We start from the raw sequence: 13,361 nt of genomic DNA on the forward strand, positions 1-13,361 counted from the left end.
TTATATCAGGTGTTTTAGGGAATGTCTGGGTCCGTGGCGGTGCAGGACCACTCGATAATGTGGCCCCATGAGGTAGACACGGTGACTTTGCCTTCTTGGCTGAAGTCCCAGTCTTTAAGTCCGGCCCCGGGACTGTTGTCGGCAACAGACTTGCTGAAGCTACTCTGCTGATCAGAGGCCGGACACGCACTGCCAGCATCGGGGAAAACAACCTTAGCTGTGTAAGGAAGAGAATCGGCAGCCGCCCCCACAGGGGTCCCCGATTCAGACCATACGTCTTCCCTTGAGGCATACGCTACTATCGCTGGCGTAACTCCAAAGGTAAAGAGTGAACCAATCTCACCAGCGGATACTCTCCTATCACCTGAGCGGTAGTCAAACGTGTAGTTGTCCGAGGTGACTCCGGTGGGCGGATCAACAATCGAGACTGAATTCCACACCCACTGATTGCCGCCACTAGTGACAGGAGTCTTGTTGATGCGATAGGTTCCGCCACTTGCTGGGGCTTGAACGCCAATGGGCACTTGCACCAGTTCTGATTGCCACGTTCCGTATTCCCCATTCCTCGCGCAAGCCCTAACAGTGATGTTTTCTCCGGGCTTTGCGGTCAACTTACTTTCTAGTGTCAGTCCGTCAGTGTCAGCCACGCATTCTCCCACACCGAATACCACACCAACCTGGGTCTTCGCATAATCACCAATCGCCCCATTTGCTAAAACCTCAACAGACACTATTATGCCTTTGTCAGTTTTCTGTACTTGCGGAGTGCCTGCCACAGGAATCGGTGCACCAATGCCGTGTACTCCCGAAACTGTCAGACTCTCACCTTCCGCACTGCCACCGGCAATGGTCGGAACTTTCAGCGACGACACTGGAACGATTGTGAACGTCGTGGCCGTATCGTTACTGACCTCCACGTCAAGAGTCGTCGTCGGCTTACTTGCAGGATACTCCCGGCCGTTAACCACAAAACGATCAGTCGTCGAATCCACATTGACAAGGGTGATCTTGGCTCTGCCACCTTCATTTCCATTGACCACCGGCTCCCACCCACCTGACGCTGGCTTTTTTGGAGCCCGGTATGCCCACGCACGGACCGTTGCGGCGGTGCTGGATTGTCCAATGGAGTTGACTGAATGCACGGTGAATTCAGTTTCCGCCCCTAGTTCGAGCCCCTCAATCAGACAGAGCTCTCCCACAGCACATGTCACCGGTGCTCCATGCCCACTGACAACGTAGCCGGTGACCGCAGGGTAAGACTCCCCCTGGGCAACCGGTCGTAGAGTTACCGAGTTTTCAGAGTAGCCAGCCCACTCAACTGATGCGGGCGCCTTCGGATATCCTTGCAGGTCAACAACAACTGTGCCGTTGCCTGTGCGTCCTTGCGCATCGGCAACCGAGAAGGGGATAGTGCAGGTACCGCCCGGAGTCTCACGCGTCGACACTAAGGTGATCGAGGAACCCGCAGCTTCAGGCGTGGCGTCGCAACCAGAGGCCTCTCCCACAGACTGCAAAGTCAGTGGTGTTCCTGGCAACGGATTAACTTCACCGGCCACCCCAATCACAGGGACCGTACACGGCTCTCCGGCGATGCACTGCTGGGTTACCGTTGCGCCTTTAGGAAGGGTTGTGGGCGCGGGACCAACAGTGAGATTCAGCTTACCTGGAGCCGTTTGAGGATGTGAAGGTACAGTCACGGTCACGGTCTCAGCATTGCCCTGCCGGGCATTATCGTTGCCAGTGATAGTGAGTTGTGATCCTTGGTGTTGGACTTCAAATAGTTCACCGTGTGTTTCGACAGCAAAAGTAAGTCCCTCCCAGCGCGGCTCCCCCTCCCACTGGACCATTTGTCGTAGGTCGTAGGTCGCCTCTTGCCCTGGAGATACCTCAAAAGAAGCATTGCGGAGCACGGGTTGTGGCTCGTTAGGAATAATTTTGAGACTGAGAGTGAGGTAGGTGTAATACTCTTGACTGGATACTTTCACCGGAATCGTACAGGTGTCTTTCCACGGGGCTCCTTTACCCGCCGCATATGTCAATGTGGAACCGGAGACCGAGCACGATGCTTCGCCGCGTATCCCTGACGCGCGTACTTCGGTTGCGTTGATATCAAGAGACTCATCCCGGGGATGCGCTATGGCCTTATTCAAGTTCAGTGAAACGGATTCTCCTTCATTCACCTCGGCTTGGGAGAATCCTGCCCTAAATGACAAGTGGACGTCATGCACCCCTGGAATGCGCAAAAAACCATATGATGATGCAGCCTCGCCAGTGAAGGTCGTTCCTTCGACTCTGAAAGGAACGATTTTCCACTGTTGTGGAACGGTTCCAGAGATTGACCACCCTGAGGCCTTGAAGTCAGATTCGTCTTTCCACAAGGACATGCTCAGGTCAGATACGTCGCCGGTATTCCATACCACCTTGTCTTTGACCACATCAATGCCGCGCGGTAACCGTTCTAAGGATTCGGCTGTCAGAGTTGTGTCTTGAACAATGGGAGCATCTGGGACCTTGCCTCGAACTACTTTGATGACAATGAGTCCCATTGATGTATCGCCGTGTTGATTACTGACCGTATATATGTACGAGGTGGTGCCCAGCTCTCCGCCAGCTTTGATGCGGACTTCACCGCTCTTTTCGTCGACGTTAACCAATCGATCTTTGAGCTGTTGATATTCGCGCGACCCGTCAAGCGCATTAGGCACGACACTGACCAGTGCAAGCGGTCCGCCAGCAGGATCGATATCCGTGGCAGCGGGGTACACAACAGCTTCCGAATCGGTACCCTGTTGGACTTGGAGGTAGTCAGAGAAAGTAATCGGTCGCGGGTCTGCCTGCGCGTCCAATATTCCCACCCGAACTGGCGCGACTCCAACCTCGCCGCGGCTATCGCGAACCTGATATTCAAATACGTCCTGACCGCTCACGCCTGGACGTGCGGTGTAAATGATCGCATCGCCTTCCGGTGAGACTACTGCATCTCCCTTTTCTGGCTGTTTGGTGATCTGCGAAAGTTCAACAATCGAACCGTTTTGGTCAGCTTTGAACCGGTCGAATTCGATACGAACCGCACTGCCTTGCAGCACTCGGCCTCGCAGTGGTTTAGGCCGGGGAACCGTATCGGTTTGCTCATCAATGACGGTGACATGTACCCGGGAAGTAGAGGTGAGTTCTGGGTATCCAAGACGGGCCGCCGAGTAGGAAATCGAGTATTCCCCCGCTTCCTCAGGAGCCAAGTATCTGACAAGCCTTCCCGAAGCAAAAGCAAGACCAGCCTGTTGTTCGTTGACCACGCTGGCCGGGTCGATTGTCATTTGTGACCCAACAGGGGCAATATCGTTGTCTAACACCGTGATATCGACTTGGGTGCCTACAGGAACCGTAATCCAATCGTCGTTGGTAATGGGAGCTTGGGCCGGCGCCTCGTCAAGAAGAACAAAAGTGACCTGTCCAGTTGCACTGCGAAGCGGGTCGCCTGACCCATCGGAGACCTGGTATGTGCCGGTTCCCAAGAGGCCGGGCCCCCCATGCGATGTTCTTCCTGAAGCGTGAAGATTGCGTTGCCCTACGACGGATGCAGATAGTTCCGCTTCGGGGGCTGGCTCGAAATTGAGCTGATCCACCATGAGCACAAGGTCTTCTGGGTTCGTCACTGTTGGCATCACATCAACCGTGACGTCCTCGTTGGGGCGTATAAAGATTGTGAGAGGGATCGCGGCAACCTGGGCATCTTTTGCTTCGGTAATTATGACGCGCGCTGCAGCACTGACTTCTCCCATCGAGTCAGCTACGGTAAGTTGCACTGGGTACGACCCGGGCTTATTTGCGGTGATAGAGAAACTCATATCGTCGCCATTAGCCTTGACATCTACTGAATCCCCGGCAGTAGCGGCCGCAGCTTTGACAGTAGCCTTTCCCAGCGCGCCACTCGTGTGGTCTTCCATGGAGACCGTGAGTGTCTGCCCAACTACTCCCATGGCCACGACCGGCAATACCTCTAATTGTGGGGTGGGAGTCACCTGGATATTGAGAGTCTTCGTAGCAGCTTGTCCGGTCGTGTCCGTAACTTCAATCTCGATTGGTACGGTGATGGGTTCAGTCGCATTGGGGTCAGGATGTTGGTAAGTAATAGTCCCATCGGGATTAGCGACAACCGTTCCTTCGCCAGATAGCGTCGCCTGCGAGACAAAGATGGGGTCTCCTTCGGGATCCACCCAGCCGGGAAGAACCTGCGTCGTGACAGTGTGGCCTGGAGCAACTGTGGGCGTGGGCCACTCAGCCAGACACCCCTCAACCGCGCACCATTGCGGGGGTGCACTCTGTTCTTCAGGTGCAACCGTCAATGTCACGATGGCAGCGTTTGACACGAGTCCATCCGGTGACGTTCCATCTGTCACTTGGTAGGTGAAGGTTGCAGAGCCAGAAGCCTCTGGGGATACAGAGACAACGATTGTCTGATTGTCAGCGCCGACACTTACCTTTCCAAATTCTTCTGGTAGTCCTTGAAGCGACCCTGGGACAATCGAAAGAATGTCTTCGTTGGGGTCGTGATCGTTGAGAAGCACCGGCAGCATCGTGTCGCGGCCTGCCCTCACACCGAAAGCATCGGGAACTGCAATAGGAGGCTTAGGGTCTGTAACCCTTTCCGTCGTGGCTTCATGGACTTGCTGAACAATCTCCTCGTCAATGTCCCACTGCTGAGAAGACTCTACAAGGTCACCGCTAGGTGCTAGCCACACCCATCCCGAGGCAATGTCATTGACAATTGCTCGCGCCCCATTCGAGGCGATTCGTGGCTGGTGAACTTGGGATTCACCTCCCCCATACGACAGAGGGACTTCTCCCCCACTCGTGGACCACAGTAATCCTTCAGCCCCACCCAGCCAAGCCGCCATCATCTCGCCCCCTGTGGCAACCGGGGCAGCTGGCTCATAGGGACCAGGCACCTCGACAATCCGAGAGCTGGCTTCGGGAGATACTTCAAGTAATCCCATCGAATCAGCGATAAGAGGATTCGACGACGGACCCGACTCTTGCAGCTTGGCCTCTCCTTCGGCGCCGGTCACGACTGGCGTACCATCGCCTTGGAACCAAAGATTCCCAGAAGCCCCGTCGAAGAGAACAACCTCATCACCAACAAACGTGAGATTTAGCTGTTCTGCTTCGCCAATATCCCATGACTGTTCGTCACGGATCTTCCCGGTCGCCGCATCAGCAAAGACTACTCGATGCTCCGTAGCAGAATAGGCCGCCACGATATTGTCATCAGCAGACAAGGCGATAGCATCTGCTTTGAAAGTTTGCTGTGCCCCCTCGCCCTTTTGTTCGTCATCAATATATGGGTCAACGGCAACAGTCGTTTCAGGTTGATCGAACGGGCTCACAAATACTTTGCCGCTCCCGGTAAGAAAGGCTAAGTAATCCCGGTTAGACACCACAATACTGGTATCTGCTGGAGCCGTTTGCAGCTCTTCTATTTCATCGCCGGTCAAATCTGGAGGGTCAGCTACATTGAGGTCCGCAAATCTCTGGTGTCCTTCTGTGAAGAGAAGCGCATGTGCTCCCGATTGCTCAACCCCTACAGCCGCTTCAACAGAACGAACTGTGTCCAGTTCGCCCAGAACCGTGTTAACCCGGGCATACCTTTTCCCGACTGTACTCTGAAGGGCCCATACTGATATTTCCTGTGGCGGCGTCTTCGCAGCATCGTAGCCAGGCCACGCAATGGCACCTGCAACAAAGAGTACGACAGTCACCACAATGGCAATGCCAATCGGAATTGCTCTGCGTCTTGGCACTCCATTAGCCTCTGCCATCACATTCCCCCCAAGAAGACAACGAGAATGCCCATAACGGCTACAGTCGCGGCGACAGCACCGACAACTATCCACACAACCGTTCTGCGTCTAATTCCGTTAGAACTATCCTTTGCTTTCCCCGAAGCAGAGTAGTCACGTGGCTGGATTCTGCGCCTTTGGGATTGCATAGGTACCGTTGACTGAATCTCTCCACGATCTGTTCGTAAGGCTGAGGGATCTACACGCAACGGCGGTGCCGACGCATATTCAAGAGGCGAAAGTGGCAGATTCATTGACATTTGTATGCGCTGCAGATCCTCAGCAAATGCCGCTGCACTGGGGTATCGCTTTGACGGATCTTTGGCCATAGCCCGGCTCAGGCATTCTTCCAGCTGCGGAGGAATATCTGTTCTTTCGATCGGCGTGTATCGTGCTTTTGAAATACGCGCTTTCAATCGGTCAGACGAATTCTGTCCGCGTACTTCTTCAAAAGGACTTCTCCCAGCCAAAAGACCGTAGATCGTTGCACCGAGGCTCCATATGTCCGAGGCGACGGTCCCCATGACCTTTCCGTCGATTACTTCCGGAGCTGACCATGGAACGGACATTGCTTCCACCTCAGCATCGGTATTCCCCACTACCGCTGCGATTCCAAAATCTGAGAGAACCAATGCACCTATTTCGTTGACCAGCAGATTAGAGGGTTTGATGTCCCTGTGGATCACCCCTGAACGATGTGATGATTCCACTGCACTTCCAAGACGCACACCCAAGGCCAGTACCTCAGGAACTGGAATATATTCTTCTCTGTAGCGTCTTGCGTAGGACGAAGGGCAGTATTCGGTTACCAAATATGGTCGCCCGTCGGCTGATATGCCCGCCTGATAGATGGTAAGAATTGCTGGGTGTGCCGACAAGAGTGCTAGCGTATCCGCTTCCGTATTGAACATCTGAAGGACTTCCGCGTCCATGTTTCGGTGAAGCAACACTTTAACTGCAACCTGGCGTTGGGGGCGGTCCTGTTCAAAAAGAAATACATCGGAGAAACCTCCAGCCCCGAGGGGACGGATGAAATGGAAACCGGGAATCACCGGTGGACTTCCAGGTAGTCGGTCCGTCACGTTGCCACGGTCCTTTCGATTGCTACCAGCGTGTAATACGTAGAGTTTTCATTCCAGTATTCGATATTACCGGCTTGAAGTCCACCCTTTGCACATTACAGAGTCATAAAAGCCAACACCGTGGTAAATATTGCATTTGGTGTAGATTTATGACTCTGTAATGCGTAAAGCAGAAAACACAATAGAGGCCCGGCGCCTTAACGGCTGCCGGGCCTCTATCAGTAAAAAAACAGAGTTACTACTTGATAATTTCGGTTACCTTACCGGAACCAACGGTACGGCCACCCTCACGGATAGCGAAGCCGAGGCCAACCTCCATTGCGATTGGCTGAATCAGCTCAACCTCAATTTCGGTGGTGTCGCCAGGCATAACCATGTCAGTGCCTTCGGGCAGCTGAATGATGCCGGTGACATCGGTGGTACGGAAGTAGAACTGAGGACGGTAGTTTGAGAAGAATGGCTTCTCGCGGCCGCCTTCGTCCTTCTTGAGGATGTAGACCTGAGCCTTGAATGTGGTGTGGGGCTCGATGGATCCTGGGATCGCAACGACCTGGCCACGCTCAACGTCTGTGCGCTTGATGCCGCGCAGCAAGAGACCACAGTTCTCGCCTGCCCATGCTTCGTCCATGCTCTTGTGGAACATTTCGATGCCGGTGACGGTGGTCTTCTGTGCGGGACGCAGGCCGAGGATTTCCACTTCGGCGTTGATGGGCAGCTTGCCACGCTCAACACGGCCGGTAACGACCGTTCCACGACCGGTGATGGTGAAGACGTCCTCAACAGGCATCAAGAATGGCTTGTCCATGTCACGCTCAGGCGTGGGGATGAAGGTGTCAACAGCTTCCATAAGCTCTGCAACCTTGCCAGCCCACTTCTCGTCGCCCTCAAGAGCCTTGAGAGCTGAAACCTGGATGACAGGAGCGTTGTCTCCGTCAAATCCCTGCTCGTTGAGGAGGTCACGGACCTCTTCCTCAACCAGTTCCAGCATTTCTTCGTCGTCAACCATGTCCGACTTGTTCAGGGCAACCAGCAGGGTTGGCACACCAACCTGGCGGGCGAGCAGAACGTGCTCGCGGGTCTGGGCCATGGGGCCGTCGGTGGCGGCAACCACGAGGATAGCGCCGTCCATCTGAGCCGCACCGGTGATCATGTTCTTCACATAGTCGGCGTGGCCTGGGGCGTCAACGTGCGCGTAGTGACGAGCATCTGTCTGATATTCAACGTGAGACACGTTGATGGTGATGCCGCGGTCGCGCTCTTCAGGAGCGTTGTCCACCTGATCAAAGGGGGTGAACTCATTCAGTTCTGGGTACTTGTCCGCCAGAACCTTGGTAATAGCTGCGGTAAGAGTGGTCTTACCGTGGTCAACGTGACCAATGGTACCGATATTTACGTGAGGCTTGCTGCGCTCGAATTTGGCCTTCGCCACTTGTCGTCCTCCTGGACTCGGGTAGTTATTCTCAGCCTTTGGCTCGGTGCTACTTTATCACCGGCCGGGGCAGAGTTCCTACAGGGTTTTCTTACAGTGTGTGAGGTGAGTGGCCGAAATCATAAAATTGCGACCACTCCCCCCGTGGGACTACTCGCCCCGAGCTTTTCCGATAACTTCCTCAGCCACGGCTTTTGGAACTTCGGCATAGCTGTCGAACTGCATTGAATACACAGCACGCCCCTGCGTCTTTGAACGCAAGTCACCAACGTATCCAAACATTTCTGACAGCGGCACCAGTGCGCGGACCACACGCACTCCGTGCTGCTCATCCATACTCTGGATGGCACCACGACGAGAGTTGAGGTCGCCGATGACGTCACCCATATACTCTTCAGGGGTACGCACCTCGACATCCATGACCGGCTCAAGCAATACCGGCTTGGCCTTCTTTGAGGCCTCACGGAATGCCATAGTACCGGCGATCTTGAAGGCCATTTCAGACGAGTCAACGTCATGATACGCACCATCAAGCAGTGTTGCCTTCACACCCACAACGGGATATCCGGCCAAGACACCAGTATTCATGGCGTCCTTGATTCCGTGGTCAACCGAAGGAATGTATTCACGCGGGACGCGGCCACCAGTAACCTTGTCCTCGAACTCGTAGTCAATTTCGGCGTTTGCTTCCATCGGCTCAAGAGCGATGATGACACGGGCGAACTGTCCAGAGCCACCGGTCTGCTTCTTGTGAGTGTATTCGTGCTTTTCTACAGGCTTACGAATGGTTTCACGGTAGGCAACCATGGGCTTACCAACATTTGCCTCAACCTTGAACTCGCGCTTCATGCGATCAACCAGAATGTCTAGGTGAAGCTCACCCATACCACCAATAACCGTCTGGCCAGTTTCCTGGTCAAGTTCGACAGAGAAGGTTGGGTCCTCTTCAGCCAGTTTTTGGATAGCCGTTCCTAGCTTCTCCTGATCGGCCTTCGACTTCGGCTCAATAGCCACGTGAATAACGGGCGTCGGGAAGGTCATCGACTCCAACACGATAGGTGCATTGATCGCGCATAGCGTATCTCCGGTTGTTGTGTCCTTCAGACCAATCACGGCATAAATGTGGCCCGCATGCGCCTCGTCAACAGGGTTCTCTTTGTTCGAGTGCATCTGGAAGATCTTACCGACGCGCTCTTTCTTACCTTTAGTTGCATTCAAGCACTGTGAACCAGCTTCAAGCCGGCCTGAGTAGACACGAATGAAGGTGAGTTTGCCATAGAAGGGGTGAGCCGCGATCTTGAAGGCTAGCGCTGCGAAAGGCTCGTCCTCGCTGGGCTCACGCTTTTCCGTGTTGCCGTCTTCCTCTTTACCTGGCTTGAAGCCATCTATTGAACCGATGTCGAGAGGGGATGGAAGATAGTCGACGACACCATCCAACACGGGCTGAACTCCCATGTTCTTCAGAGCAGTACCACAGAACACCGGGTATGCCTGACCGGTAATGGTCAGTTCACGAATACCGGCTTTGATCTGTTCATTGGTAAGCTCACCATTTTCTAAGTAAGCCTCCATCAGATCATCGATACCCTCGGCTGCGGCCTCCATGAGCTTTTCACGGTATTCTTCGGCCTTCTCTTGGAGTTCAGCAGGAATCTCTTCCTCAACAACAACAGAGCCAAGAGTCTTCTCGCCGTCAACTTCAGCCGGGAAACGCAAAGCCTTCATCTTGACGAGGTCAACAACACCAGAGAAATCTTGCTCGGCCCCGATCGGAAGCTCCATGACGATCGGTGTTGCAGACAGACGATCAATAATGGTCTGAACCGAGAAGTAGAAGTCTGCACCCAGCTTATCCATCTTGTTGATGAAACAAATGCGGGGGACATTGTACTTATCCGCTTGGCGCCATACAGTCTCAGACTGTGGTTCTACGCCCTCTTTACCGTCAAAGACTGCGACAGCACCGTCAAGAACGCGCAAAGCGCGCTCCACCTCGACGGTGAAGTCCACGTGTCCGGGCGTATCGATCACGTTGATCTGATAGCCCTTCCAGAAAGAGGTCACAGCGGCAGACGTGATGGTGATGCCGCGTTCCTTTTCCTGTTCCATCCAGTCAGTGGTTGAGGCACCGTCGTGGGTCTCACCAATCTTGTAGTTGATACCCGTGTAGAACAGGATGCGCTCAGTCACGGTGGTCTTACCAGCATCAATGTGGGCCATGATGCCGATGTTGCGGACCTTGTTCAGGTCAGTCAACACTTCTTGTGCCACGAGTGGTTTTCCTTACTCTCTACTACCAGCGGTAGTGCGCGAACGCACGGTTCGACTCAGCCATCTTGTGCATGTCTTCACGACGCTTCACAGCGGCACCAAGGCCGTTAGCTGCGTCCATGATTTCATTGGCAAGACGCTCTGTCATGGTCTTTTCGCGACGCTGACGCGCATAATCGGTGAGCCAGCGAAGGGCCAGTGTGGTTGCGCGGGAAGGGCGAACCTCAACTGGAACCTGGTACGTTGCACCGCCTACGCGACGTGAACGAACCTCAAGGCTAGGGCGAATGTTGTCCAGTGCACGTTTGAGAACGACAACTGGCTCTTGCTCTGTCTTTTCGCCAACAATAGTCAACGCGCCGTAAACGATGCGCTCAGCCAAAGACTTTTTGCCGTCAAGCAGCACGCGGTTCACGAGCTGCGAGACAATCTTTGAGCCGTATACCGGATCGTCAACGAGGGGGCGACGAGGAGCGGGACCTTTACGAGGCATTAGTTCTTCTCCTTCTTCGCGCCGTAGCGGGAACGAGCCTGCTTGCGATCACGGACACCCTGGGTATCCAAGGAACCGCGCACGATGCGGTAACGAACACCAGGAAGGTCTTTCACACGGCCTCCGCGGACCAGCACCATCGAGTGCTCCTGAAGGTTGTGGCCCTCACCGGGAATGTATGCAGTGACTTCAATACCGGAAGAGAGACGCACACGCGCAACTTTCCGCAATGCCGAGTTCGGCTTCTTTGGGGTAGTGGTGTAGACGCGGGTGCACACACCGCGGCGCTGAGGGGAACCCTTGAGCGCAGGGGTGTTCGTCTTATGGGGCTTAGTCTTACGCCCCTTGCGCACCAACTGCTGAATAGTAGGCACTTATTCTCCTTTGTTGACAGCTATCCGGCACTTCGGTCCCCCGCGGGCATAGTCCATCCGCTGGGGCCGGATCGCCATGACTGAACTTGAGATTCCTCAAGCAGGAGGATGACGCCCGGAGCTCCACGGAAAGGAGCCCGCAACCGACTCTGAAAGTCGGCGAGAAGGTCTCGACGTGTCGAGTACCGGGTATTAGCCTAATCTGCGCGGTTCCTGAGGGTCAATGCGCTGGGTGTGTGGTTGCACACGTGATCTCCACGTGCGGGCTGGAAATTTCCCGCGTACGGGGTCATAAAACCGTACACGGAGCCGTATACCGCCCAGGTGCATGCCAGATCGCCCAGGATGCGGAACAGAGGTGGGAATAAAAAAGGGGCCTTCCTACCGGAAGACCCCAGCCCCTCAGGTATTGGGGCGTTTGCCGTGATTGGCCGCGTTCTTACGGCGATTGCGACGCTTGCGTCCACGCTTGCTCATGGGTTTCTCCATCTACAGAGTTTTTAGCCCTGCCATTTTTGCACATCTTTGCCTTTGGGCCCAAGAAAGGAGACGACCCCCACTATTGAGTATCGCGTGCTTCTGCCTCATCCTCATCAATCCAATGGAGGGTTCTCCTGCGAATAGACACCATTATCTTCACTCTCAGTTCCCGCGGAGCACAAGGCTCACTATGATCCATGCAACAGCGCAGTTTATATGCCAAACGCTCTAAATCAGCTGGATCAGACTCAGCTGCCATCAGATACCTCCTCATATGTATCTAACGCATTGCGAAGCATTTTTCTTCCCCGGTGCACACGACTCATGACCGTACCTGCCGGAATGTCCAACATTTGGGCGGTCTCCTTATGGGTGAATCCCTGCACGTCAACTAGATAAAGAGCCAAGCGATAGTTTTCAGGCAGCTTTTGAAATGCTTCGCGGATCGTCTCGTCAGGTAGCGTTTCAAAGAAATCTTCACCCGGCATTGGGCGCCCCTCCCGACGGGCGGCTTGCACCATATGCCATTCCTCGACATTCTCTGAGTCAGCCAGCTTTGGCTCGCGTTGCATTTTTCGGTATCGGGAAATATAGAGATTCGTCAAAATCCGAAACATCCATGCACGAATATTCGTACCGGGTTGATAACCGTCAAACTTGTCATATGCGGTGAGATAGAGGTCCTGGACAAGGTCTTCAGCGTCCTCCCGATTACGTGCTAACCGCATAGCACCTGCATACATTTGATCAAGCAATGGCAAGGCTTCGGATGCGAAGAGCTCTTCGCGTTCGATAGCATCTCTTGCCTTATTCACCACGTCTTCACTCTACCGTCTGGAAATATCAGCCGTTTCACGCGATCATTGAGGTATGAGCATTCTTCGCCACACTGCACATGTACTTTTAGCCACACCGTTTATCGTTGATGGAATCAACGCAATGACGCATCCAGCTCCGCATGCAAAGAAAGCAGCGGAAGCATGGTCAGCTGCAGAAGACTGGGGCGCACCCCCAATCTCTATTGAAAAGCTGCGAGCTGCAAGCCGGGTATGCGGAGCCATTTCTACAGGATTAGGCATCGCATATATCATCGGACCGTCCAAACGAACCACTGCGACGGCATTAGCGGTTCTCACCGTGCCACTCGCCGCGATCAATGCACCCATTTGGGTCTCAGGAAATAGACATGATCGTAAAGTTGCCCGGAGAAAACTGGTCGACTACGGCGTACTCTTCGGTGGTTTACTTCTCGGCACTGTTGACAGACAAGGAAAGCCTTCCTTGAAGTGGAAGCGCGCTTTCATGAAAGAACACAAGCAGGCTATTGCTGCCGCTCGCTCCACTGTTACGCATGCCAGCTGAGTGGTGGAACGCCCCAACGTGTAAAGGGCCCTT

Annotated in this window: 10 protein-coding genes; 1 reads left to right on the top strand and 9 read right to left on the bottom strand. The window is 54.2% G+C overall.

Annotation, left to right across the window (positions count from 1 at the left end):
* Nucleotides 1–14: 14 nt before the first annotated feature.
* From FYJ24_RS03425 to FYJ24_RS03460, 9 genes are all read right to left on the bottom strand, one after another.
* A complete protein-coding gene (locus FYJ24_RS03425; protein ID WP_206192472.1) occupies nucleotides 15–5,798 on the bottom strand; it encodes an Ig-like domain-containing protein in 5,784 nt (1,927 codons plus the stop codon).
* 17 nt (nucleotides 5,799–5,815) lie between these two features.
* Nucleotides 5,816–6,919, bottom strand: a complete 1,104-nt coding sequence (locus FYJ24_RS03430; protein ID WP_206192473.1) for a serine/threonine-protein kinase — start codon at nucleotides 6,917–6,919, stop codon at nucleotides 5,816–5,818.
* Between the two features lie 238 nt (nucleotides 6,920–7,157).
* Nucleotides 7,158–8,348: an elongation factor Tu gene (gene tuf / locus FYJ24_RS03435; protein ID WP_318656494.1), complete on the bottom strand. Its 1,191-nt coding sequence runs from the start codon at nucleotides 8,346–8,348 to the stop codon at nucleotides 7,158–7,160.
* Nucleotides 8,349–8,498: 150 nt separating this feature from the next.
* Nucleotides 8,499–10,619: an elongation factor G gene (gene fusA, locus FYJ24_RS03440; protein ID WP_318656495.1), complete on the bottom strand. Its 2,121-nt coding sequence runs from the start codon at nucleotides 10,617–10,619 to the stop codon at nucleotides 8,499–8,501.
* A gap of 22 nt (nucleotides 10,620–10,641) precedes the next feature.
* Nucleotides 10,642–11,112 (bottom strand): 30S ribosomal protein S7, encoded by a 471-nt coding sequence (gene rpsG, locus FYJ24_RS03445; protein WP_154543616.1) that lies wholly within the window; start codon nucleotides 11,110–11,112, stop codon nucleotides 10,642–10,644.
* Nucleotides 11,112–11,486, bottom strand: a complete 375-nt coding sequence (gene rpsL / locus FYJ24_RS03450) for a 30S ribosomal protein S12 (RefSeq protein ID WP_318656496.1) — start codon at nucleotides 11,484–11,486, stop codon at nucleotides 11,112–11,114. The genes rpsG and rpsL overlap by 1 nt, the downstream gene beginning before the upstream one ends.
* A 402-nt stretch (nucleotides 11,487–11,888) precedes the next feature.
* Nucleotides 11,889–11,963, bottom strand: coding sequence for a 50S ribosomal protein bL37 (locus tag FYJ24_RS13510; protein WP_404814691.1), 75 nt, complete (start codon nucleotides 11,961–11,963; stop codon nucleotides 11,889–11,891).
* A gap of 82 nt (nucleotides 11,964–12,045) precedes the next feature.
* Entirely contained in the window at nucleotides 12,046–12,225 is a 180-nt protein-coding gene (locus FYJ24_RS03455) for a hypothetical protein (RefSeq protein ID WP_154543618.1), read from the bottom strand.
* A complete protein-coding gene (locus FYJ24_RS03460; protein ID WP_318656497.1) occupies nucleotides 12,215–12,784 on the bottom strand; it encodes a sigma-70 family RNA polymerase sigma factor in 570 nt (189 codons plus the stop codon). Before FYJ24_RS03460 ends, FYJ24_RS03455 begins: the two co-directional genes overlap by 11 nt.
* A 52-nt stretch (nucleotides 12,785–12,836) precedes the next feature.
* On the opposite strand from FYJ24_RS03460, the gene FYJ24_RS03465 reads away from it, so the two are divergent.
* A complete protein-coding gene (locus FYJ24_RS03465; protein ID WP_154543620.1) occupies nucleotides 12,837–13,328 on the top strand; it encodes a DoxX family protein in 492 nt (163 codons plus the stop codon).
* Nucleotides 13,329–13,361: the final 33 nt, after the last annotated feature.

Origin of the sequence: Scrofimicrobium canadense, assembly GCF_009696615.1 — a bacterium.
Taxonomy (GTDB): domain Bacteria; phylum Actinomycetota; class Actinomycetes; order Actinomycetales; family Actinomycetaceae; genus Scrofimicrobium; species Scrofimicrobium canadense.

Bases quoted from the DNA above. Each gene is read 5' to 3' on its own strand.
- rpsG (WP_154543616.1), bottom strand. From the start codon at position 11,112: ATGCCTCGTAAAGGTCCCGCTCCTCGTCGCCCCCTCGTTGACGATCCG.
- FYJ24_RS03455 (WP_154543618.1), bottom strand. From the start codon at position 12,225: ATGGCAGCTGAGTCTGATCCAGCTGATTTAGAGCGTTTGGCATATAAA.
- FYJ24_RS03465 (WP_154543620.1), top strand. From the start codon at position 12,837: ATGAGCATTCTTCGCCACACTGCACATGTACTTTTAGCCACACCGTTT.